The 24,411-nt window shown below is 47.6% G+C and carries 23 protein-coding genes and 1 riboswitch; of the genes, 22 read left to right on the top strand and 1 reads right to left on the bottom strand.

The window, feature by feature from the left end:
• Positions 1–69 precede the first annotated feature (69 nt).
• Positions 70–1,404, top strand: coding sequence for an NCS2 family permease (locus ERJ70_RS02055; protein WP_209366802.1), 1,335 nt, complete (start codon positions 70–72; stop codon positions 1,402–1,404).
• A gap of 906 nt (positions 1,405–2,310) precedes the next feature.
• Here ERJ70_RS02055 and ERJ70_RS02060 read toward each other — a convergent pair.
• Entirely contained in the window at positions 2,311–2,742 is a 432-nt protein-coding gene (locus tag ERJ70_RS02060) for an Hsp20/alpha crystallin family protein (protein WP_209366804.1), read from the bottom strand.
• A gap of 114 nt (positions 2,743–2,856) precedes the next feature.
• Between ERJ70_RS02060 and ERJ70_RS02065 the strand changes: the two genes are divergently transcribed.
• The 21 genes from ERJ70_RS02065 to ERJ70_RS02165 all read left to right on the top strand — a co-directional run bounded on the left by ERJ70_RS02065 (position 2,857) and on the right by ERJ70_RS02165 (position 24,368).
• On the top strand, positions 2,857–3,450 hold the full coding sequence (locus ERJ70_RS02065; RefSeq protein ID WP_209366806.1) for a DUF2179 domain-containing protein: 594 nt from the start codon (positions 2,857–2,859) through the stop codon (positions 3,448–3,450).
• On the top strand, positions 3,395–3,643 hold the full coding sequence (locus tag ERJ70_RS02070) for an NETI motif-containing protein (RefSeq protein ID WP_209366808.1): 249 nt from the start codon (positions 3,395–3,397) through the stop codon (positions 3,641–3,643). The genes ERJ70_RS02065 and ERJ70_RS02070 overlap by 56 nt, the downstream gene beginning before the upstream one ends.
• Before the next feature lie 110 nt (positions 3,644–3,753).
• A riboswitch (purine riboswitch) is annotated at positions 3,754–3,853 on the top strand.
• A gap of 163 nt (positions 3,854–4,016) precedes the next feature.
• Entirely contained in the window at positions 4,017–4,508 is a 492-nt protein-coding gene (gene purE, locus ERJ70_RS02075) for a 5-(carboxyamino)imidazole ribonucleotide mutase (protein ID WP_209366810.1), read from the top strand.
• Positions 4,495–5,622, top strand: a complete 1,128-nt coding sequence (gene purK / locus ERJ70_RS02080; RefSeq protein WP_209366812.1) for a 5-(carboxyamino)imidazole ribonucleotide synthase — start codon at positions 4,495–4,497, stop codon at positions 5,620–5,622. Before purE ends, purK begins: the two co-directional genes overlap by 14 nt.
• A 69-nt stretch (positions 5,623–5,691) precedes the next feature.
• A complete protein-coding gene (gene purB, locus ERJ70_RS02085) occupies positions 5,692–6,984 on the top strand; it encodes an adenylosuccinate lyase (protein WP_209366814.1) in 1,293 nt (430 codons plus the stop codon).
• Positions 6,985–7,047: 63 nt separating this feature from the next.
• Positions 7,048–7,761 (top strand): phosphoribosylaminoimidazolesuccinocarboxamide synthase, encoded by a 714-nt coding sequence (gene purC, locus ERJ70_RS02090; RefSeq protein ID WP_245208175.1) that lies wholly within the window; start codon positions 7,048–7,050, stop codon positions 7,759–7,761.
• Positions 7,758–8,009, top strand: coding sequence for a phosphoribosylformylglycinamidine synthase subunit PurS (purS, locus tag ERJ70_RS02095; RefSeq protein WP_209366818.1), 252 nt, complete (start codon positions 7,758–7,760; stop codon positions 8,007–8,009). The genes purC and purS overlap by 4 nt, the downstream gene beginning before the upstream one ends.
• Entirely contained in the window at positions 8,006–8,689 is a 684-nt protein-coding gene (gene purQ / locus ERJ70_RS02100; RefSeq protein WP_209366820.1) for a phosphoribosylformylglycinamidine synthase subunit PurQ, read from the top strand. Before purS ends, purQ begins: the two co-directional genes overlap by 4 nt.
• The gene (gene purL / locus ERJ70_RS02105; protein WP_209366821.1) at positions 8,673–10,898 is read left to right on the top strand and encodes a phosphoribosylformylglycinamidine synthase subunit PurL; all 2,226 of its coding nucleotides are present in this window, start codon (positions 8,673–8,675) and stop codon (positions 10,896–10,898) included. The genes purQ and purL overlap by 17 nt, the downstream gene beginning before the upstream one ends.
• On the top strand, positions 10,874–12,286 hold the full coding sequence (gene purF / locus ERJ70_RS02110; protein WP_209366823.1) for an amidophosphoribosyltransferase: 1,413 nt from the start codon (positions 10,874–10,876) through the stop codon (positions 12,284–12,286). Before purL ends, purF begins: the two co-directional genes overlap by 25 nt.
• A gap of 34 nt (positions 12,287–12,320) precedes the next feature.
• Positions 12,321–13,349, top strand: a complete 1,029-nt coding sequence (gene purM / locus ERJ70_RS02115; protein ID WP_209366825.1) for a phosphoribosylformylglycinamidine cyclo-ligase — start codon at positions 12,321–12,323, stop codon at positions 13,347–13,349.
• Complete coding sequence (gene purN, locus ERJ70_RS02120) at positions 13,342–13,941, top strand: phosphoribosylglycinamide formyltransferase (RefSeq protein WP_209366826.1); 600 nt, start codon at positions 13,342–13,344, stop codon at positions 13,939–13,941. The genes purM and purN overlap by 8 nt, the downstream gene beginning before the upstream one ends.
• Positions 13,938–15,470: a bifunctional phosphoribosylaminoimidazolecarboxamide formyltransferase/IMP cyclohydrolase gene (gene purH / locus ERJ70_RS02125; RefSeq protein ID WP_209366827.1), complete on the top strand. Its 1,533-nt coding sequence runs from the start codon at positions 13,938–13,940 to the stop codon at positions 15,468–15,470. Before purN ends, purH begins: the two co-directional genes overlap by 4 nt.
• Positions 15,471–15,545: 75 nt before the next feature.
• Complete coding sequence (gene purD, locus ERJ70_RS02130) at positions 15,546–16,817, top strand: phosphoribosylamine--glycine ligase (RefSeq protein ID WP_209366828.1); 1,272 nt, start codon at positions 15,546–15,548, stop codon at positions 16,815–16,817.
• Positions 16,818–17,768: 951 nt separating this feature from the next.
• Complete coding sequence (locus tag ERJ70_RS02135; protein ID WP_209366829.1) at positions 17,769–19,511, top strand: adenine deaminase C-terminal domain-containing protein; 1,743 nt, start codon at positions 17,769–17,771, stop codon at positions 19,509–19,511.
• A gap of 53 nt (positions 19,512–19,564) precedes the next feature.
• Complete coding sequence (locus tag ERJ70_RS02140) at positions 19,565–20,629, top strand: DUF3048 domain-containing protein (protein WP_209366830.1); 1,065 nt, start codon at positions 19,565–19,567, stop codon at positions 20,627–20,629.
• A 39-nt stretch (positions 20,630–20,668) separates the two neighbouring features.
• Positions 20,669–20,983: a YerC/YecD family TrpR-related protein gene (locus ERJ70_RS02145; RefSeq protein WP_074600195.1), complete on the top strand. Its 315-nt coding sequence runs from the start codon at positions 20,669–20,671 to the stop codon at positions 20,981–20,983.
• Between the two features lie 71 nt (positions 20,984–21,054).
• Positions 21,055–22,041 (top strand): Gfo/Idh/MocA family protein, encoded by a 987-nt coding sequence (locus ERJ70_RS02150; RefSeq protein WP_209366831.1) that lies wholly within the window; start codon positions 21,055–21,057, stop codon positions 22,039–22,041.
• 225 nt (positions 22,042–22,266) lie between these two features.
• Positions 22,267–22,671: a VOC family protein gene (locus tag ERJ70_RS02155; protein ID WP_209366832.1), complete on the top strand. Its 405-nt coding sequence runs from the start codon at positions 22,267–22,269 to the stop codon at positions 22,669–22,671.
• A 203-nt stretch (positions 22,672–22,874) separates the two neighbouring features.
• Complete coding sequence (locus ERJ70_RS02160; protein ID WP_209366833.1) at positions 22,875–23,714, top strand: DUF4037 domain-containing protein; 840 nt, start codon at positions 22,875–22,877, stop codon at positions 23,712–23,714.
• Between the two features lie 39 nt (positions 23,715–23,753).
• Complete coding sequence (locus tag ERJ70_RS02165) at positions 23,754–24,368, top strand: HAD-IA family hydrolase (protein WP_209366834.1); 615 nt, start codon at positions 23,754–23,756, stop codon at positions 24,366–24,368.
• The last annotated feature ends 43 nt before the right edge of the window (positions 24,369–24,411 follow it).

Raw genomic sequence — 24,411 nt, forward strand, 5'->3', positions numbered from 1 at the left:
TGGAACAGCAATTATTAGTTTTTGTATATGTTGAAAAAATTACTGCGACGGAATGGGGAGGAATAGAGAATGAAAAAATATTTTCGGTTTGAGGAACTTGGCACTAACTATCGGACAGAATTCATCGCCGGGCTGACCACTTTCTTGGCGATGGCTTATATTTTGTTTGTCAACCCGGCAACGTTAGCGCTAGTGGGCGTTGAGGAACTGCCGGAAGGCGTGACGCGAATCGACCAGGGAGCCGTATTTACCGCCACCGCGCTGGCAGCAGCTGTGGGAACCTTGGTCATGGGATTGTTTGCCAAGTATCCGATTGCGCTCGCCCCGGGGATGGGCTTAAATGCCTTCTTTGCATACACGGTCATCCTTGGGTATGGAATTCCGTGGGAAACAGCTTTAGCAGGCGTGCTTGCTTCCGGGCTGATTTTTATCGTTTTGACATTGACGGGACTGCGGGAAAGAATCATCAATGCTATTCCTGGCAATCTTAAAATGGCGGTTGGAGCTGGTATTGGCTTGTTCATCGCTTTTATCGGCTTTCAAAATTCAGGAATCGTCATCGGTGACCCGGACACGATGGTGGCCCTTGGGGATTTGACGGATCCGAACACGTTGTTGGCGGTTTTCGGAGTTGTCGTAACGGTCATCCTGCTCGCTTCCAACGTGAAAGGCGGCGTATTTTACGGAATGATCATCACCGCAATTGCTGGTATGATTGTCGGATTGATTGATCCGCCATCAAGCGCAGGCGACATCGTCGGACCGGCTCCAAGCCTTGCGCCGACCTTTGGACAGGCTTTCGCCCATTTTGGGGATATCTTTACGATCCAGATGCTTGTCGTCATCCTGACGTTTTTGTTCGTAGACTTTTTTGATACGGCTGGAACACTGGTGGCTGTTGCGACCAAAGCAGGTCTTATGAAGGACAACAAATTGCCGCGTGCAGGAAAAGCATTGTTCTCGGACTCCGCCGCAACCGTTGTCGGAGCCACGCTTGGCACATCGACGACGACTTCTTATGTCGAGTCGACAACCGGCGTAAGTGCAGGAGGAAAAACAGGTTTCACGTCCGTGGTTACGGCTGCCTTCTTTTTGCTTGCACTTTTCTTTTCACCACTTTTGAGTATCGTGACTTCTGCGGTGACCGCACCCGCTTTAATTATCGTTGGTGTCCTGATGTGCTCCACATTGAGGGACATCGAATGGGGCAGCTTTGAAATTGCCGTGCCGGCGTTTCTTACGATCATCATGATGCCGCTGACTTACAGCATCGCTACCGGAATTGCCATCGGTTTTGTCTTTTACCCAATCACGATGCTCGTAAAAGGGAAAGCAAAAGAAATCAATCCGGTTATGTATCTATTGTTTGTGATATTCATCTTGTATTTTATTTTCTTAAGCTGATGAAAAATGGATGGAAGATAATATAAATCACTAAACAGCAACAAAATCTCAACAATTGATTGATTACGCAATGGATAGAAACTGCGCAGTAATTGTAATAGGAAGTGCTATGCCTATTCAATAAGAGTTTTAACCAACGCTTCGGTAGCATACTACGCTTTCCGCGGGCACGGCTTCAGCTAACTTGGTAAAGAAAAGCCCTTTACCAAGTGGATCTTCAGCTCGCGCTTTTCCCGCTGGAGTCTGCGTATGCTACCTGCGCTAAGAAGTATGCTGATTATCGTAAGCGTAGAAACCTTTTCCCTTGAGACCCAAAAAGACATCTTAAAAACGCTTGTCAGGAAGCATGTACTTCTCTTCATAAAAAAACAGTTGAGGGTTCCGTCTTTTCTCGGTTCTCTTGGACTTTCTGCTTGTTTTCCTAGCTATGTCTTTTGATAAGACGTTTCTTGTAGTACCAAGTGAATCAAGGAAAAAATGTCTAGTACACTCGTTTATAAACAGGATGCTGTTCTAGCGGAGGAAATACCCGGAGACTCCAGCGGGAGAAAAGGCATCGGTGAGATCCCGGAGAGCGTTAGCTCGAGGAAGCTCACCAGCCGCCCGCGGAAAGCGCAGGGTAATTCCGCAGCGTCTGACTACACATTTTCTAATCAAGGACGGAAAGGAACCATTTAGTTCGCAGTTTATATGAAATCGGCAATGAAAGACCGAGCGAATTCGAATATGTAAAATTCGAATTATCGTTCGGTTTTTGCTTTGGCCGCTGTGACTTTTGCCCAAGTGCTAATCTTCATATTTTCCTAGGGTTGCATTAGCACTCATGCCAAACAAGGAAGGGGAATGATGGAAACAACACAAAGGTATTGCTTTACTCGAAAACACTCCTTTCTTGCATCCATCCTACTAATCCTCCATGTCGACAATCTCTAAACGAGTTTTCTTGTCGTCGTTTTTCATCAAACGATGCAGCCGGATCACCAGCAAGCCGCGTTGATAGGAAGCGTCCACTTTTTCCCGGCGTACAGGAAAGGGTAAGTCGATTTTTCGTTCAAAATTGCCGTGCAGGATCTCTTCACGGACGACCTGCCCTTCCGCTTCCTTCATGTCGATGCTGCCCCGGATTTCCAAGGTGGCATGATGAACAAAAATATCGATGTTTTTCAAATTGCTGACTCCCGGAAGGTTTACGATACAGACAATTTCTTTTTCCTTCTGATACAAATTCACCTGTGGCAGGGGCGGTTTCAATACACCTTCAAACTCGTTCCAAAAGCTATCGCCGAAAAAGTTATCCATATTCCGCTTCCAATCCCCCATGTTTTTGAATGGATCCACAGCGTTTCCCCCTTTTTTAGTTGTTTTAGCCAATTAAAATGCGATATATTGTATGCATGAAACAAAGATGGGTGAATGTCCCGTGCTTTCGGAGTAATGTTTAGGAGGAATTAAATGCTCGATAATGCGATCATCATGGTATCCATCATTTTGATTATCAATATTGTTTACGTTTCTTTTTCCACCATCCGCATGATTCTGACCCTGAAGGGCAGAAGATATATCGCAGCCATCGTCAGCATGTTTGAAATCACCATTTACGTATTAGGGCTCGGTCTGGTACTCGACAACCTGGATCAAATCGAAAATATCATCGCCTATGCACTTGGTTTTGGCATCGGTGTTGTCGTCGGTTCGATGATCGAAGAGAAACTCGCATTAGGCTATATAACTGTCAACGTCATCTCATCCGATCCGGAAATCGAATTTACGAAGCAGCTGCGCGACAAAGGGTACGGTGTCACCAGCTGGTATGCTTACGGCATGGACGGCGACCGGCTCGCCATGCAAATTTTGACCCCGCGCAAGTACGAACTCCAGCTTTACGAAACGATTCGTTTGATCGATTCCAAAGCTTTTATCATCGCATACGAACCGAAGCAGATCTATGGCGGATTCTGGGTGAAACAAGTTAGGAGGGGACGGATCAAAAGTGGCAAAAAAGAAGAGCAAGAGCAGCAGGAAGCCATCCGGCAAAACGAACAGTAAACGAAAGTTTGAAATATTGGAGGGCGAGACCATCGATCAGTGCCTGGATCGGATTGCAAAAGAAGGGTACACCCCAATCAGGAGGACAGAGGAACCCATTTTCGAAGAGGTCAATGAGAAAGGAGAAACCAGCTATCAGCCGGTAGATCGAACGATTATATTTGAAGCTGTCCCTGTCAAACACGAACGATAAATTTAATTGAAGAAGGATTGTTCGATTTTTGTTGACCATTTTTGTAAAGCTTGTTATCATAGAAATGCATTCGCAAACAAGGGCGGACTTTCGTGCCGCGTAAAGCATAATCAGCTGAATTTACCATACCTCATATAATTTTGGGAATAGGGCCCAATAGTCTCTACCCGTCACCGTAAATGACGGACTATGAGGGAGGATGTAACCCCGCATACGCAGTATGGCGGTGGTTCTATGGATGCATATATACGGTAGACGTGTGCCCATTCATCTTCTCTCATGAAAACGAGGAGGAGATGAATGGGCATTTTCATTTTTACATTCGCTAAGGAGCCGGCGATACATAATAAAGAAGAAATGGGGAGAGTCTGCTATGGCACTAGTTGGGGTTATCATGGGAAGTATTTCGGACTGGGAGACGATGGAGCATACCTGCAGCATGCTGGAAGAACTGGAAATCAGCTATGAGAAACAGGTTATCTCGGCCCATCGGACGCCGGATGACATGTTCGCCTACGCCGAATCGGCGAAGGAAAAAGGCTTGAAAGTCATCATTGCCGGTGCCGGCGGTGCCGCTCATCTGCCTGGCATGGTAGCCGCAAAAACCACCCTGCCAGTCATTGGCGTTCCAGTACAATCGAAATCGTTAGACGGCATGGACTCCCTGTTGTCTATCGTGCAAATGCCTGGCGGTGTGCCAGTCGCCACCGTGGCAATCGGCAAGGCAGGCGCTAAAAATGCCGGACTGCTTGCCGCGCAAATGATCGGGGCTTTTGATGACCAGACAGCCAGCAGACTGGAGGCTTATCAAGCAGCACAACGAAAAAAAGTTGCAGAAATGAGGGATCAGCTTGCAGACAAGTAGCGTTTTACCTGGCAGCACGATCGGAATTTTGGGGGGCGGCCAGCTGGGAAGAATGATGGCAACAACAGCCAAACACATGGGATACCGGATCGCCGTACTGGATCCTACGCCTGATTGTCCTGCCGCTCAGGTGAGCGATCGTCATATCGTCGCAGCATATGACGATATGGAAGCCATCAAGCAATTGGCAGAAGTCAGTGACGTGGTGACATACGAATTTGAAAATGTAGATTTAGATGCTGCGCGCTACCTGGAAAAGGAAGAGGTGCTTCCCCAGGGGGCGGAGCTGCTGCAAGTAACACAGGATCGTGAAACGGAAAAACGCCGTCTGGTGGAAAGCGGCCTGTCGGTGCCTGCTTTTGCGATAATCGAAGAGGAGCAGCAGTTGAAGGAAGCCGTGGCAAAAGTCGGTTTGCCTTTCGTACTGAAAACCTGCCGCGGCGGTTATGACGGCAAAGGCCAGATGATCGCCAAGTCGGAAGAGGATCTGGCAGAGGCCGGGCAGTTCATCTTGGATAGCGGCCGTTGCATCTTGGAAGAATGGATTCCTTTCGAGAAAGAAATCTCGGTCGTTTTCACTCGTTCGGCGGCTGGGGATATTACCTTTTTTCCTGTAGCGGAAAACGAGCATAAAAACCATATTCTCCATAAAACAATCGCCCCGGCGGCTGTTTCAGAGTCTGTACGGGATAAGGCGCTGGCTGCTGCAAAAACCGTAGCTGAAAGTCTTGCCGTTGTCGGCACCTTTGCAATCGAAATGTTCGTTGCCGGTGAGCGGGTGCTGATTAATGAAATGGCCCCGAGACCGCATAACTCGGGTCACTATACCATCGAAGCATGCAACGTGTCACAGTTTGAACAGCATGTCCGTGCAGTTTGCGGTTTGCCACTCGTGCCAGTGTGTTTTCACGGAGCAGCGGTCATGATGAACTTGCTTGGCGATGAAATGACAGCCTGTCTCGACAATATTGACTCCTTTGCTGAGGGGCATTTGCATATTTACGGTAAAAAAGGTGTCAAGCCGAACCGGAAAATGGGTCACATCACGTTTGTCGGCCCGCATCTGGCAGACATAGTAAACAAATTAGAGGAAGAAACGGTGATCCATCAGTAGTTTTCAGGATTTGATGAATACTAAACATAATAGCCGATCACTGGTTCGTGAATATTCAGGAGGTAACGTATGATTAATCGATATACAAGAGAAGAAATGGGAGCAATTTGGACCGATGAAAATAAATACAAGGCATGGCTGGAAGTGGAGGTTCTCGCCTGTGAAGCTTGGAGTGAACTTGGTGTCATTCCGAAACAGGATGTGGAAAAGTTAAGGGCGAAAGCTTCCTTTGATGTCGACAGGATTTTGGAAATCGAACAGGAAACACGCCATGACGTGGTTGCCTTTACAAGAGCGGTATCCGAATCGCTGGGGGAAGAACGGAAGTGGGTCCATTACGGTCTGACATCAACCGACGTTGTCGATACGGCATTATCTTATTTGCTGAAACAGGCCAATGACATTTTGCGCAGTGATATTCAAAGGTTTATCGATATTCTGGCAGTCAAAGCCCAGGAACATAAACATACAGTCATGATGGGACGGACACATGGCGTCCATGCTGAACCGACAACATTCGGTTTAAAAATGGCACTTTGGCATGAAGAGATGAAACGGAATTTGGAACGATTTGATGCTGCGGCGAAAACGATCGAGACTGGAAAGCTTTCCGGTGCAGTCGGTACTTATGCCAATATCGATCCGTTTGTGGAAAAATACGTTTGTGAAAAACTGGGACTTACACCGGCACCTGTATCAACGCAGACCTTGCAGCGCGACCGGCATGCGCATTATGTATCAACGCTATCGTTGGTAGCCACGTCGATTGAGAAGTTCGCAGTAGAAATCCGCAATCTGCAAAAAACCGAAACGCGCGAGGTCGAGGAATTTTTCGCAAAGGGGCAAAAGGGTTCCTCGGCTATGCCGCATAAGCGTAATCCGATCGGTTCGGAAAACATGACTGGCATGGCCCGTGTGCTGCGCGGGCATATGGTGACAGCATACGAGAACGTTGCCCTTTGGCATGAACGGGATATTTCGCATTCATCAGCAGAACGGATCATCCTTCCCGATGCCACAATTGCTTTGAATTATATGCTGAACCGTTTCGCGAACATAGTTAAAAACCTGACAGTATTCCCGGAAAACATGAAAGCCAACATCGATAAAACCTATGGCGTGATTTTTTCTCAAAGGGTGCTGCTTGCATTGATCGACAAAGGTATGAGCCGTGAGGAAGCGTATGATCTGGTCCAGCCCAATGCGATGAAGGCATGGGAAGAAGGCATTCCATTCCGCAGCCTGGTGGAACAGGAATCGAAAATCACCAGCTTGTTGAATGAAGGGGAAATCGCCGATTGTTTCGATTACACGTATCATTTGAAAAATGTGGACGGCATTTTTGAACGTATCGGACTTTAAAGCTGTGCAGGCGCTGAAAGCTGTAATCCAGACAACCAAAAAGGAATGGATGGGGTGAAGCAATTGAAGGGCGAGCTATTGTATGAAGGCAAAGCAAAGCAAGTATTTCAAGCAGAGGACAAACTCGATCAATTGGTACTATCGTATAAAAATGATGCGACCGCCTTTAACGGCGAGAAAAAGGCGGTTTTTTCAGGAAAAGGCAAGTACAACAATTTGATATCGGCAAAGGTTTTTGCATATTTGCGTGACAAAGGTGTGGCAAGCCATTTTGTACGGAGCCTGAACGATACAGAACAGCTCGTGGTAAAGACAGACATCATTCCGGTCGAAGTTGTCGTACGGAACCTTGCAGCCGGCAGCATCACCCGCCGGCTCGGCATTGAAGAAAAGACGGTGTTTACACCTCCGTTGGTAGAGTTGTTTTATAAAAAGGATGAACTAGGGGATCCGCTGATCAATGACGAGCACGCTTTGCTTCTTGCGGATGTACAACCAGAAGAACTGGAATCGATCAAAGTAATGGCATTGGAAGTGAATCAGCATCTGCAGACATTCTTTGAATCTATTAATCTGACACTGGCGGATTTCAAGCTGGAGTTTGGCAGAAATACCGACGGCGACATCATTTTATCTGACGAGGTCTCACCGGATACATGCCGGCTTTGGGATAAAGACAGCGGCGCTAAGATGGATAAGGATGTATTCCGGGAAGATTTGGGCGACCTTTTGCAAGTATATGATGCGATTCTTCAACGACTGGAGGCGGTAGTATGAATACAGTGAAAATCTTTATTACTTTGAAGCATGGTGTTTTGGATCCACAAGGAAAAGCAGTTCAGGAATCGTTGAACAAGTTGGGTTTCCCGGAGGTAAAGGGTGCAAGGGTTGGAAAATACATGGAACTGCAACTCGATTCCCAGGAGGATATCGATCGGCAAATCGAGGAAATGTGTGCCAAATTGCTTGCCAATCCAGTTATTGAAGATTATCAGTACACGATCGAGGAGGGAACTGTCCAGTGAAATTTGCGGTGATTGTTTTCCCAGGCTCGAACTGTGACAGAGACATGTATCATGCGGTGCAGGACTCACTCGGCGAAGAAGCGGAACTCGTTTGGTACGAGGATGCCGATTTGTCCGGATTTGATGCCATCTTACTGCCCGGGGGATTCTCTTATGGAGATTACTTACGGTCCGGTGCGATTGCGGCGATGTCCAATATCGTCAGTCAAATCAAACAAAAGGCTTCCGAGGGGATGCCGATTTTAGGGGTTTGCAACGGATTTCAAGTGCTGCTGGAATCCGGGCTTTTACCCGGTGCCATGCTGCGGAACAAAAAGCTGAAATTCATGTGCCACCAGGAAGAGTTGGTGGTGGAAAACAATCAAACCCAGTTCACATCTTCCTATGAGGAAAAGGAGACGATATCCCTTCCGATTGCCCACGGGGAAGGCAATTATTTCTGTGACAAGGAAGTACTCGCCGACTTGGAGGCGAACCGGCAAATCGTTTTCCGCTATGGTGACAATCCGAATGGTTCTGTCGGGGACATAGCCGGAATCATCAACAAACAAGGAAATGTGCTCGGTATGATGCCCCACCCCGAACGTGCAACAGAAGCGGTGCTGGGAAGTGCTGATGGCCTGAAGCTATTTAAATCGGTCGTAAACCATTGGAGGGAAGCATATGTTGCAGGCGTCTGAGATAAGCCCGGAAGTGGTTGAAAAGGATTTGCTCTATAGAGAGATGGGACTCACCGATGCGGAATACCAGCACATCAAAAAGGTGTTGAAACGACGGCCTAATTTCACCGAGACAGGCATATTTTCGGTCATGTGGTCGGAACACTGCAGCTACAAAACCTCGAAGCCGCTGCTGAAAAAATTCCCGACGAAGGCTCCTCATGTATTGCAGGGACCAGGGGAAGGAGCAGGAATCGTCGATATCGGCGATGGTCAGGCGGCTGTGTTCAAAATCGAGAGTCACAATCACCCATCAGCTGTCGAGCCTTACCAGGGAGCAGCCACCGGTGTCGGCGGCATCATCCGCGATGTTTTTTCCATGGGAGCACGGCCAGTCGCCTTGCTCAACTCGCTCCGTTTCGGCAGCCTTGCTTCTGAACGTGTCAAGTATTTGTTTGAAGAGGTTGTCAACGGAATAGCTGGATATGGCAACTGTGTCGGCGTGCCGACAGTTGGTGGAGAAGTACAGTTTGACAATTGTTATGAAGGAAATCCGCTCGTCAATGCGATGTGTGTCGGATTAATCGACCAGAAGGATATTCAAAAAGGAATTGCGGCCGGAAGCGGCAATACCGTCCTGTATGCAGGTGCGCCAACAGGACGGGACGGCATACATGGCGCCACTTTTGCATCGGAAGATTTGTCGGAAGAATCCGAAAGTAAGCGTCCTTCAGTTCAGGTCGGTGATCCATTCATGGAAAAACTGCTGATCGAAGCCTGTCTGGAAGCGATCCATTGTGAATCATTGGTCGGCATGCAGGATATGGGAGCAGCCGGATTGACTTCATCCGCCAGTGAAATGGCCAGCAAAGCAGGGATGGGGATGGAAATGAACCTTGATTTGGTACCCCAGCGGGAATTGGAGATGACCCCATATGAACTGATGCTGTCTGAATCGCAGGAACGGATGCTGATGGTAGTAAAGAAAGGCGAAGAACAGGAAATCATCGATATTTTTCAAAAGTATGGGCTTGAAGCCGTTGCAGTCGGACAGGTGACGGACGATAAACAATTCCGCTTGCTGCACAAAGGCGAGGTGGTTACCGATATCCCGGTCGACTCCCTTGCGGAGGATGCGCCAGTTTATCATAAACCTTCCAGAGTACCTGCTTACTTTAAAGCGTATCAACAAGTCGATTATTACCCTGAAGGTATCCAGAACTATACCGAAACGCTCAAGGCGCTGTTGCAGCAGCCGACCATCGCTAGTAAGGAATGGGTGTATGATCAGTACGATTCAATGGTGCAGACAAATACCGTCGTGACACCAGGCTCCGATGCAGCGGTGATCAGAGTGAAAGGGACGGACAAGGCGCTCGCCATTACCACAGATTGCAATTCCCGCTACATCTATTTGGATCCGGAAACCGGCGGGAAAATCGCAGTGGCAGAAGCAGCGCGAAATATCGTCTGCTCAGGTGGAAAACCGCTCGCCTTGACCGACGGGCTCAACTTCGGAAATCCGGACAAACCGGAGAACTTCTGGCAGATGGAAAAGAGTGTCGATGGCATGAGTGCAGCCAGTCTTGTTTTGAACACTCCGGTTATTAGCGGCAATGTATCCCTGTATAATGAGACGAATGGCCAGGCAATTTTTCCGACCCCTGTTGTCGGAATGGTCGGCTTATTGGACTCACTGAATCATGTGACGCCATCTTTCTTCCAGAAAGCGGGAGACGCGATTTACGTAATCGGTGAAGCGAAAGCGGAGTTTGGCGGAAGCGAACTGCAAAATGTCCTGGAAAATACTTACTTCGGCAAAGCCCCTGCAATTGATTTGGAGTTGGAAACGAAACGGCAAAATCAATTATTGGAGGCGATTCAGGCTGGCACCGTCGTTTCTGCCCATGACCTGGCGGAAGGAGGTCTTGCAGTGGCGTTGGCGGAGAGTTGTTTCGCCGGTCGGATCGGTCTGGATGTACAGTTGGAAGGAGACGCTGTAACCGAATTGTTCAGCGAAACCCAGTCCCGTTTCCTCGTATCTGTTAGTCCGAACAATCAACAGGTGTTTGAACAGACGGTGGAAGATGCCATTCAAATCGGTGCTGTCACAGACGATGGGCAGTTTCGTATCCGGATTAATGGCGAAACAAGAATCGATCAGGCGGCAGAAGACCTGAAAGCACTTTGGAAAGGGGCCATACCATGCTTGCTGAAATCAAAGGCTTAAATGAAGAGTGCGGCGTATTTGGCATTTGGGGGCACGAAAAGGCGGCAGAGGTTGCCTACTACGGACTGCACGCATTGCAGCACAGAGGCCAGGAAGGAGCGGGGATTGTAACCAGTGATGGGGAATCCCTGCATCTTCATAAAGGAAACGGTTTGATCAATGACGTGTTCCAACAAGACGAGTTTTCCCGGCTGAGAGGGAACGCGGCTCTGGGCCATGTCCGCTATGCGACGCAGGGGGGTGGCGGTTACGAAAACGTTCAGCCGCTCGTTTTCCGGTCGCAAAAGGAAAGCATGGCACTTGCCCACAATGGCAATCTGGTCAACGCGTATGCCTTGAAGCATCAGCTCGAAGCACAAGGAAGCATTCTGCAAACGACTTCTGATACCGAAGTGCTGGCTCATTTAATCAAGCGGAGCGGGCATCTGCAGATGGAGGAAGCGATTATTCAGGCGCTCAGTATGATCAAGGGAGCCTATGCCTTTTCCATCCTGACCGAGAACAAGCTGTACGTAGCTTTGGATCCGCGCGGCTTACGCCCGTTGTCATTAGGCATGCTTGGAGGTGCTTATGTCGTTTCATCCGAAACCTGCGCCTTTGATGTGATCGGTGCTTCTTACTTACGGGAGGTAAAGCCGGGAGAATTGTTGATTATTGACGAACATGGAGTGAGCTCCCGCACATTCGCTTCCCCGCTAAACCGGACGCTTTGTTCGATGGAATATGTTTACTTTTCCCGTCCGGACAGTGATTTGAACGGAAAAAACGTCCATGCTTCACGGAAAACGATGGGCAAAGAGCTGGCCAAGGAAGCGCCGGTCGAGGCTGACGTTGTGACCGGTGTTCCTGATTCCAGCATTTCAGCCGCAATCGGTTATTCGGAAGCATCCGGCATTCCGTATGAACTCGGACTGATCAAAAACCGCTATGTCGGCAGGACGTTCATCCAGCCCTCACAAGAGCTGCGGGAGCAGGGTGTCAAAATGAAACTTTCCGCGGTAAGGGGAATCGTAGACGGCAAACGGGTAGTCATGGTCGATGACTCGATTGTTCGCGGCACGACGAGCAAACGGATTGTCCGAATGCTGAAGGAAGCCGGCGCAACAGAGGTCCATGTCCGGATTGCTTCCCCTCCGATCGAGAATCCTTGCTACTACGGCATTGACACCTCGACAAAGGGCGAATTAATTGCCTCCAACCATAGCGTTGAAGAAATCAGAGACCTGATCGGTGCCGACAGTCTCTCCTATCTAACGACAGAAGGATTGGAAAATGCGATAGTAGCTGGTGATGATTCAGCAGAACACGGTATCTGCAACGCCTGTTTCACCGGGAACTATCCTACTGAAATATATCCTGAAACAGCACTTCCGGCCACAAAGGCGTAGCAGCCAGGCCTGGTTACAGAAAAGGAGCGTTCATATGAGTGAAGCTTATAAGCAAGCAGGCGTGGATGTAGAAGCTGGTTACCGCGCGGTAGAGTTAATGAAAAAACATATTGCCAAAACCGACCGAAAAGAAGTGATCGGCGGTGTCGGCGCCTTTGCCGGATTGTTCGAACTCGGTTCATTTTCTTACCAGGAGCCTGTCCTTGTTTCAGGGACGGATGGAGTCGGGACCAAACTGAAGCTGGCTTTTGAAATGAATAAGCACGACAGCGTAGGGATCGATCTTGTAGCCATGTGTGTCAACGACATTGTCGCGCAAGGTGCAGATCCGTTGTTTTTCCTGGATTATATCGCATGCAGCAAAAATGAACCGGAAAAAATCGAGCAAATTGTAAAAGGGATCTCGGAAGGCTGTGTGGAAGGCGGCTGTGCGTTGATAGGCGGAGAAACAGCGGAGATGCCGGGGATGTATCAACACGGTGAGTACGATTTAGGCGGATTTGTCGTGGGCATCGCTGAAAAAAGCAAAATCATCACCGGCAGCGAAATCGAGCCAGGGGATGCGGTTATCGGGATTGCATCGAGCGGCGTCCATTCCAATGGCTTTTCTCTCGTACGAAAAATCATCGAGGAGTATCAACTCGACTTGAACAAAGTCTACGAACCGTTGCATCAAACCTTGGGTGAAACTTTACTGGCGCCGACGAAGATTTATGCGAAGGCTGTCCAGTCCCTTCGCGGTCAGTTCACGGTAAAAGGGATTTCTCATATAACCGGCGGCGGTTTTTATGAAAATCTTCCGCGCGCGTACCCGGAACATCTAGGTGTGACCATTGATACCGGATCGTGGGAGGTTCCGCCGGTATATGAGGTACTGCAAAAACATAGCGGTCTTGCGTTTCAAGACATGCTCGGCGTATTCAACATGGGAATCGGAATGGCAGTAATCGTTCCGGAAAAAGAAGCTGCAGCTGCCATCTCCCTGCTGGAACAACAAGGAGAAACGGCTTTTCATATCGGGAAAGTGACCACTGAGCAGGGAGTGAACCTTCGTCATGCATGAGAAACAGCGGCTGGCTGTATTTGCTTCCGGAACCGGCAGCAACTTTGTGGCAATAGCAGATGCAATCGACCAGGGGAGATTGGATGCGGAAATCGTTTTGTTGGTTTGTGATAATTCTGAGGCTAAGGTTATCGGAAAAGCCAGGGACCGTCAAATTCCCGTATTTGTTTTTCAAGCTAAAAACTATCCATCAAAAGTGGATTATGAACGGGATATATTGCAAGAACTGAATCATTGCCAGGCGGAATGGTTGATTTTGGCCGGTTATATGCGGCTGGTCGGCGATACGCTGCTCGACCCTTTCGAAGGGCGTATCGTCAACATTCATCCCTCTTTGCTACCTGCCTTTCCTGGTAAGGATGCAATCGGACAGGCGCTTTCCGCAGGGGTCAAGGTGACCGGGGTAACGGTCCATTTTGTCGACGAAGGGATGGACACAGGGACAATCATCGATCAGGAAGTTATCAGGATCCAGCCCGAGGATGATCAGGACACCTTGCAGGCAAACATCCAGGAAATCGAACACCGGCTTTTTCCCAAGACGATTCAAGCACTCATTCAGACGGAAAAGAGAGAGGAGATTAAATCATGAAGAAGCGCGCATTATTAAGTGTGTCAGATAAAAGCAATGTAGTTGATTTTGCGAAAGGGCTGGACCGGCTGGGCTATGAGCTGGTATCTACGGGAGGAACCTTGAGGACCCTGCAGGAAGCTGGACTTTCGGCTGTTCCGGTTTCAGATGTAACCAAATTCGATGAAATTCTGGACGGCCGGGTCAAAACGCTGCACCCGAATATTCACGGCGGGTTGCTGGCAAAACGCGATGAAGACGGACATCTGAAGCAGCTGGAGGAGCGGGGAATCGATCCAATCGATATCGTAGTGGTCAATCTTTATCCATTTAAACAAACGATTGATCAACCCGAGGTCACCGAAGCGACTGCAATTGAAAACATCGATATCGGCGGTCCGACCATGCTTCGGGCAGCGGCGAAAAATTTCCGGGATGTCACAGTGGTAGTCGACCCTGATGATTATCAGCAGGTGTTGGAAAAGCTGGAACATGGCGGACTGCAAGTGGATGACCGTAAACAGTTAGCGGCCAAGGTCTTCCGTCATACTGCCAATTATGATGCCATGATTGCCGGGTATTTTTCCGAAATTACAGAGGAGACCGCTCCGGAAACTTACACCGTTACATATGAAAAAGTACAATCGTTGCGCTATGGGGAGAACCCTCACCAAAGTGCAGCTTTTTATAAACAGCCGAATGGAAAGAGCGCCTCGATTGCCAACGCAGAACAGCTGCATGGCAAGGAGCTTTCCTACAATAACATTCAGGACGCCAATGCAGCATTGGAGATGGTCCTGGAATACGAAGGACCGACAGCAGTCGCGGTCAAGCATATGAACCCGTGTGGGATCGGGGTTGGAAAAACAATTGGAGGAGCTTTCCACAAGGCCTACCAGGCAGATCCCGTTTCGATTTTTGGCGGTATTGTCGCTTTAAACCGTGAAGTGGATAGAGCGACTGCAGAACAATTGAAGGAGATTTTTTTGGAAATTGTCATAGCCCCTTCCTTCTCAGACGAGGCAATGGAATTGTTGACGGAGAAGAAAAATATCCGTCTATTGAAAATACCGATGGAGACTGCCGGCAATAACGGGCAAAAAGTCGTCAGTGTCACCGGCGGTCTGCTGGTGCAGGACGTCGATAGCGGCCAAGTGACCGAACAGGATTTGACCGTGGCGACAAGCAGAAAGCCAAATGAGCAAGAAATGAAAGACCTGCTGTTTGCCTGGAAAGCAGTCAAACATGTGAAGTCCAATGCCATCGTGGTTGCCAATCAAGACCAGACATTGGGGGTTGGCGCCGGGCAAATGAATCGCGTAGGCGCGGCGAAAATCGCACTTGAACAAGCTGGGGAACAGGCTAAAGGAGCTGTCATGGCTTCGGATGCCTTTTTCCCGATGCCTGATACGGTAGAGATCGCTGCGAGGGCTGGAATTACTGCGATTATCCAGCCAGGAGGTTCAAAGCGGGACGAAGATTCCATCAAAGCCTGCGACGAACATGGAATCGCCATGGTCTTCACTGGCATGAGGCATTTCAAGCATTAACAGGACGGAGAAAGCGGGACCTGAAAAATGAGGTTCCGCTGCTTTTGATTCAGAGCAGTACAGAGGAGGGATTTGATGAACGTATTAGTAATCGGCAGTGGCGGACGGGAACATAGCATGGTAAAAAAGCTCAAGGAAAGCAAGCATGTCGATAAGTTGTATGCCGCACCGGGAAACGGCGGGATCTGCCAGGATGCACAGTGTGTACCGATAAAGGATGACCAAATCGAAGAACTTGCTGCGTTTGCGAAAGAGACGGACATCGACTGGACCATCGTCGGTCCGGAAAACCCGCTGGCCGCAGGCATTGTCAACGCGTTTGAAAAAGAACAGCTGCAAATTTTCGGACCTGCGCAGGAAGCGGCCATCATTGAAGGCAGCAAGGATTTTGCCAAAGGATTCATGGATAAGTATGGTATTCCGACTGCTGCTTATCAAACCTTTACCGACGCTGACCAAGCCAAGTCTTATATTCGTGATCAAGGAGCCCCGATTGTTATCAAAGCAGACGGACTTGCAGCCGGCAAAGGAGTAGTAGTGGCCGAGACGCTGGAACAGGCTCTGGTTGCTGTTGACGATATGCTGATGGAAAACGAATTTGGAAATGCGGGAAGCAGAATTGTCGTTGAAGAATTTTTAGAAGGAAAAGAATTTTCCCTGATGGCATTTGTAAACGGCAGCCAGGTCTATCCGATGATACCTGCCCGTGACCATAAACGGGCCCATGAAGGGGATAGAGGACCGAATACCGGCGGGATGGGCGCCTATGCTCCAATCCCGGAATTGGACGCTGCGGTTGTCGAATCAGCCATCTCTGATATTTTAAAGCCTGCTGCTGCCGGAATGGCCGCAGAAAACCGGTCGTTTTCCGGTGTGCTTTATGCTGGCTTGATTGAAACCCCCGAAGGTCCCAAAGTAATCGAATTCAATGCCCGGATGGGCGATCCGGAAACCCAGGTCGTGCTCCCGTTGCTGGAAAATGACTTGCTGCAAGTCATCATCGATGTGAAGGCAGGAAAAGATCCTCATTTGACATGGAAGGAAGCAGCATGTATCGGAACAGTCGTTGCTTCTGCCGGCTATCCTGGCGCATACGAAAAATCCAAACCGCTGCCTGCTCTGAATGGTGCGGAAGAAGAAGGCTGTTTTGTGATTCATGCCGGCACAAAGCAGGAGGGCGATCAATTTGTATCTGCAGGCGGCCGCGTCCTGCTGGCTGGCTCGTTACAAAAAGATCAGCAGGCTGCACAGGAGGCAGTTTATTCCTTCCTGAAAAGGTTTGATGGCAATGAGGACTTTTTTTATCGTCGTGACATCGGTTTTGCCGACAAAACAGAAAAAGCATAAAAGGGCAGCCACCAGCTGCCCTTTTTCCATGCCTAAACAAGCTTGATGATTTTTCCGATAATAAGATAAGATGTTTCTATGTGTTACCTTTGCGGAAAACCTATAAACTACGACATGGTTTGGATGCGTCTTCCTGACTTCTTACTTTTGTTGACTTGGAATTCGACGCTGTGAAAATACCCTGCGCTTTCCGCGGGCGGCTGGTGAGCTTCCTCGAGCTGACGCTCTGCGGGATCTCACCGAGGCCTTTCCTCCCGCGGGAGTCTCCGGGTATTTTCTTCGCTAGGAACAGCTTCCTGTTTATAACCCCGTGTACTAGATATTTTTTATTCATGGTACTCCATGTACCGTTTTATCAAAAGACATAGCTAGGAAAACAAGTAGAAAGTCCAAGTACAGGAGAAAAGACGGAACTCCAACTGTTTTTTATTAAAAGACGTACATATTTCCTGACAACCGTTTTTAAGATGGCTTGTTGGGTCTCAAAGAAAAGTTCTCTACGCTTGCGATAATCAGCATGCTTTTTAGCGCAGGTAGCATACGCAGACTCCTGCGGGAACAGCACGAGCTGAAGATCCACTTGGTAAAGCGGTTTTCTTTACCAAGTTAGCTGAAGCCGTGCCCGCGGAAAGCGAAGTATGCTACCGAAGCGGTGGTTAGCACGCTTTTTGAATAGGCAATGACACTTCCCATTACAGTTAATGCGCAGTTTCTATCAACTGTGAATAGCTAGGCTTCAGGCTTCGACTAAGGATTAAAAGGCTCCCCCTCTTATAGGAATAAAGCCCGGTTTCGTAAAGGACCAGTTATCATCATAATTAATCGACGTTTTCGTGAATAGAATAATAGTAAAAATATGAAGATTTTGTTATATTATCTTCCAAATGCTTATCTTTGATTTCTACCTTGTGTTACGATAGAAAAAACAATCAGAGAATAGGAGAATTTGCCATGAATGAGCACCGCTATCGCTGGAGAAACAAACAACTGCGCGAACATGTTTCCGTAATCGACGGTCTGCTTGCACCGACATTGCTTTTGAAAAATGTCGTTTACTTAAATGTATTCTTAAAAAAATGGATCAAAGCAAATATTTGGGTATATCAAGACCGTATCGTTTATGTCGGAGACCGCCTGCCAAAAAACACAAATGGCACAGAAGTAACCGACTGCGAAGGAAAGTATGCTGTACCTGGGTACATAGAGCCGCATGCACACCCGTTCCAATTATATAATCCGCATCAGCTGAGTGAATATGTTGCCCAAACTGGTACGACAACATTGATGAACGACAACCTGATTTGGCTATATTTATTAGAAATAAAGAAAGCGTTTACACTTTTGGATCATTTTATGGATCTGCCCGTGTCGATGTACTGGTGGGCAAGATTCGATCCCCAATCTTCTTTGCAGGATGAGCTGGGTGTGTTCAGTAATTCCCAAGTCATTTCCTGGCTCGAGCACGAAGCCGTTGTTCAGGGAGGGGAACTGACTTCCTGGCCGCAGGTGCTGGAAGACGATGACCGGATTTTATACTGGATGCAGGAATCGAAACGACTGGGAAAACCAATCGAAGGCCACTTCCCGGGCGCTTCGGAACACACATTGATTAAAATGAAACTGCTCGGCGCTAGTGCCGATCATGAAGCCATGACCGGCCAGGATGTAGTGGAACGCCTGCAATCCGGTTATCAGGCAGGGTTGCGGTATTCCTCGATTCGACCGGATTTACCGAAGATTCTGGAAGAAATCCAACAGCTGGGCGTGGATCAGTTTGACCAGCTTACGATGACCACGGATGGATCAACCCCTTCATTTTATGAAAAAGGCATGATGAACCAGTGTATCCGCATAGCATTGGAACAAGGGGTCCCTGTCGAAGATGCCTATATGATGGCCAGTTACAATGCCGCCAAGCACTTCAATATGCGAGACAGACTGGGGAGCATCGCACCGGGGCAGGTAGCACATATCAATCTGCTCGAAGCGAAGGACAATCCAGACCCTGTCTCGGTGATTGCAAAAGGCCAGTGGATGAAACGGAATGGCAGTCAGGTATCACTTGAGCGTTCCATTGATTGGAAGGAGTATGGAATCGGACCGCTGGAGCTGGACTGGGACTTGGAAGATGGCGATTTGCAATTTTCCATTCCTATCGGCTTGGAGATGGTCAATGATGTCATCATCAAACCGGTTGCCCTGACACTGGATGTCACCGTGGACGAAATCGAGGAAAAATATGATGAAGCATTTCTAATGCTGGCAAGCCGCGAAGGGAAATGGCGAGTCAATACGGTGATCAAAGGGTTTACCAACAAGCTTGGGGGTATGGTCAGCTCTTATTCCAACACAGGGGATATCGTATTGATCGGAAAGAACAAACAGGATTTGATGCTGGCATTCCGGCATATGAAAGAAATCGGCGGCGGAATCGTCATGGCTCACCAAGGCGAAATCATTTACGAGATGCCGCTGCCTTTGGCGGGTATGATGTTTTCCGGGAAAATGGAAGAACTGATTGAGAAAGAAAGAGAGCTGAAATCAATCCTGAAAGCATTTGGCTATCGGTACAATGATCCGGTATATAATCTGCTGTTTTTATCATCGACCCATTTGCCGTTTATCCGGATAACCCCGAAAGGAATCATCGATGTGAAAAAGAAGGAGGTTCTTTTTCCGGCAATCATGCGGTAAAATAGAGGTTAAAACAAAATAGAGAGAGAAAACAGACAAAGGTGTGTGGGGAAATGCGAAATAAATGGGTGAAACTGGCTCTCGGTTTGCTGCTGATTTTCGTGCTGGCAGCGGCCTGCTCGAAGGACGAGCAGGCACAGGAGCCTGAATCGGAACCAGATGATCAGGAACAGGAGGAACCGGTTGGCGAGCCGGAAGAACCCGAAGAACCAGCGTATGAAAATGTCTATCCGTTAACCGGAATTGGCACAAACGATCCAGTCGATAACCGGATTGTTGCTGTTATGGTCAACAACCACCAGAAGGCAAGGCCGCAGTCCGGCTTGACGAAAGCGGATATTGTTTTTGAGATTTTGGCTGAAGGAAGAATTACGAGATTCATGGCATTATTCCACAGTGAACAGCCGGAAGTAGTCGGGCCGGTGAGAAGTGCCCGGCCGTATTATTTCAATCTGGCGGATGACTATGACGCTCTTTATGTGTATCACGGGGCTGCCAACTTTATCGAAGACATGCTGAAAAACGGAGCCGCCGATCACTTGAACGGGGCGTACTATGATAATGACGGTCATTTGTTCAAGCGGTCACAGGACCGGGTGGCACCCCATAATTCCTATTTGCAGTTTGACGCCGTGAAAGAGGTCGCCGAGGAAAAAGGCTATGAGATGCAGGCAGAATATGAGCCGTTACCGTTTTTGAACGAGGAGGAAACAGCCGCTATTTCCGGGGATAGTGCCTCCGAAGTTTCGTTTTCTTACAATGATACCCCAGTACGTTATGTCTATGATGAGAAACTGGAAAAATATTTGCGGTATAATGGAGATAGCCAGACAGTTGAACTGGACTCCGATGAAGCGGTACAATTAGATAACGTCTTGATCATGGCGACTCATCATGAAGTCATCGACGATGCCGGCAGGCGTGAAGTGGACATGGAGTCCGGAGGCAAGGCGTACTTGCTTCAAAAAGGTATAGTACAGGAAGTCCAATGGGCAAACATCGATGGGGAAATCCTTCCGGTGAAAGACGGAGAACCAGTAAGACTGGTTCCGGGCATAACCTGGGTCAATGTAGTGCCGGACAGACAAAGCCTGGAAGAGACTGTCACCATCAACTAGGAAACGTATTGGACAACCTCTTACAAGGAGTGTAGGAAAATGCAAATAGATAAACTACGGGGCGAGCAGCTCGATCGATTGTTCGATGCCATTCTCAGCCTGGAGGATCGGGAAGAATGCTATCGTTTTTTCGACGATATCGCTACAATCAGTGAGATTCAGGCACTGGCACAAAGATTGTTGGTAGCAAAAATGCTCCGTGAAGGGGACACGTACGGGGTGATTGTCGAAGAATCGAATGCTTCGACGACAACCATTTCCCGTGTAAAGCGCTGCCTAAATTACGGGAACGACGCTTATTCGATGGTCCTCGATCGGCTGGAGCAAAACGATAAGGATGAAGAGGAAAGGTAATAAGGCGCCGGGTCTGCGATAACGTGGACCGGCGTTTGTTTTGAAGAATAAGAAGTCTTGGGGGTCATAACATGGTCAAATTCGGGATAATCGGTACTAATTGGATCACGGAAAAATTCCTTGATGGCGCTGCACAAGTGGAAGATTTCCAATTGACAGCAGTTTATTCAAGGACAGAGGAAAAAGCACGTACATTCGCGCTAAAGCACAAAGCCGAACATACCTACACAGATTTACAAGCGTTCGCGTCCAGCGATACTTTCGATGCTGTCTATATTGCCAGTCCCAATTCGCTGCACGCTGAACAGGCGATAGCGTGTATGGAACATGGGAAGCACGTGATGGTGGAAAAGTCGATTGCTTCTAACAGTCGTGAGGTAGAACGGATGATCGAAACGGCAAAACGGAACGGCGTTTTATTGATGGAAGCGTTGAAGACTGTTTTCCTCCCTAATTTTCAAACAGTGCAGGATAATCTGGAGAAAATCGGACCAGTCCGCCGTTACTTTGCCAGCTACTGCCAATACTCTTCGCGTTATGATGCCTATAAGGAAGGGACCGTGCTCAATGCATTCAACCCGGCTTTTTCCAACGGCTCGTTAATGGATATCGGCGTGTATTGCATCTATCCGATGGTTACGCTGTTTGGTGGTCCGGAACGTGTAACGGCTAGCAGTCTGATGTTGGAGTCCGGCGTTGATGGGCAAGGCAGCGCCATTTTTGACTACCCGGAATTCAATGGAGCGGTGATGTACTCCAAAATAGCTGATTCCTATCTCCCTTCTGAAATCCAGGGAGAGAAAGGTAGTATACTGGTGGATAATATCAACACACCTACGCGTGTGGAAATCAAGTATAAAGACGGCACGAACGAGGACGTCAGCAGACCGCAAGTGGAAAATGGAATGTTTTATGAAGCAGAAGCTTTTGTTGAGCTGATAAAGCAAGGGAAAACCGAATCGGATATCTGTACGCTCGAGCGATCGTTGGAAACATCCAGGGTGCTGGAAGAAATTCGAAAACAGTCGGGTGTCCATTTTCCGGCAGATGAGCGATAGATACAAATGGTAAAACAAAAGACAAGGAAAAGCCTAAATCACACGGGGATTTAGGCTTTTTTGTATGGAGCGACGCTGGGATGGTAGTTATCCTACTCCTTGTTTTTTCAGATTTTTCTAATAAACAATGGAAATGAATGTTAAAATGAAGGTAAGTAAGAGGCTAAATACGTCTGTTTACAAAGCAAGATTCGTAAATCTGTTGTTAAGGAAAGGGGAAAGACGATGGAGTTTACTGATTTTTCCGCATCCCAAATTAGAATCGCGAGACCTACTGATAAGTTTGAGGAGATAATTCGTTTTTATGAAAAGGGGCTGGGGCTTAAGATACTTACAACCTTCTCCGGTCACCGCGGGTATGAAGGTGTTATTTTTGGACTGCCTGATCTTCCTTACCATTTAGAATTCACCCGTCATGCAGACGGAAGTCCTTGTCCTGCTCCCACAAAAGACAACCTGTTGGTTTTTTATATTCCTGATAAGGATGATCAGGAGAAGGTAGCAGAGAGGTTGAGCGATATGGGATATGGAGAAGTGGAACCGGAAAATCATTATTGGAAAGAAAAAGGAAAAACAATCGAGGATCCCGACGGTTGGAGAGTCGTCCTAATGAACACGGACGGTATTTAAAGCAGAAAACGATGCAAATAAAGCAAAACCAGCGAGGTAGAGAAGATGAAAGATTTTTATACAAAAGTTATTGAGTTGCCACTAACAGATGAAGATCATGATAGCTTTCAATTCGTCCTCAATCATGCCGATTGATCGGAAGAAACGAAATGGTGGCCTTTATACAGCAACTAAACACGTTCGAAAGGCGGAGGGGGAGTTAGATGGATTTATTGCGGTTGGCAACGGACCTTTCTGAAATATACATGCAAAACGATAAGGTTGAAGGGGTCTTGCTGGGGGGTTCGGTAGCGCGTAATTGGCAGGATGATTACTCAGACATCGAATTATTTGTGTTTTGGAAAGAAAGTCCAAATGATGAGGATAGAAAAAGTCCTATTAAAGATGTTAATGGAAGGATTATTGTTTATTACCCTTATGAAGAAGAAGAGTGGTCGGAAACCTACATAACGCAAGGAATCAAGTTAGAGATAAGTAACTTTTTGACTAATACCATCCACAGGATTCTCGATGAGGTAATCTTATATTATGATACAGACTTAGATAAACAATGCTTGGCAGCTACTGTTTATGACGGGGTTTCACTTGCCGGTGAGGACATCATTGATCAACTAAAGAAAAAAGCGGAAGTATATCCTGAAGAACTGGGTGAGGCCATGATTAGAGAGAATCTTGATTTAGGAAGCAGATGGAGTAATCGAGAAGCATTGCTAGCCAGAGAAGATTGGTTGATGCTTTATAAGGTGATCACTTCTGTCCAGTCTAACATCATGGGAATGCTTTTTGGCTTAAATCGGTTATATGTTCATCATCCTGCTTTTAAATGGCAAAAGCGTACACTGGAAAGGATGAAAATAGCACCAAAAAATATATCGAGAATCCTTCCGTCTGTCTTCATTGCCCCTCCTGAGGAAAGCATTCGGGAGCTTGAAGGAGTTCTGCAAGAAATTTACGGATTGATTCAGAGGACACATCCGGAAATCGACTTGACGAGTGTTATGGAAAGAATCCGATTCTTGAGACCGCAAAGGCAGGGCGATTAACCGTGATTGGCTATATTTTTCAACAGGAGGAGACAGAACATGTACAAACATATCATATGGGATTTCGATGGGACACTGTTTGATACTTACCCGGTGATGGCAAAAATTTTTCAAGAATTGCTTCAAGAGAGAGGAAGGGAAGAGCCAGTAGAAAATATAGTGAAACAATTGAAAGTCTCGATGTCAGCTGCTCTGAATTATTATGAAAAGAAATACCAAATAGACGAGGAATTCAAGGCAAGCTATCAAGCACGCCGAAGAGAAGTGGAAGCTGATTCCTCCAAACCATTTGCAGGAATTACAGAGGTTTGTAAATACATCCATTCAACCGACCGGAAAAATTATTTGTACACCCATAGAGGAGAGTCTTCCATCAGATTACTAGAGAAGTTCGGGTTGGATGGTTATTTTTCAGATTTCATCACCTCGCAAAATGGATTTGAACGAAAACCGAGTCCCGCTGCCATTCGGCATCTAATAAAGAAACATGGCATCGTACCCACTGAGGCAATCATGATAGGCGATAGGGATTTGGATTTAATAGCGGCAAAAAACGCTGGCATAAGTGCTTGTTACTATACAGAGCTGGAAGATACAAACCCTCATGCTGAGTACATTATTAAAGATTTTCAGCAGTTGTACACCATAGTTTGAATGGACTTATAGGTTATACGGGCAGCCATATCGCGTTTTTTTA

The organism is Sediminibacillus dalangtanensis (genome assembly GCF_017792025.1).
GTDB lineage: Bacteria > Bacillota > Bacilli > Bacillales > Amphibacillaceae > Sediminibacillus > Sediminibacillus dalangtanensis.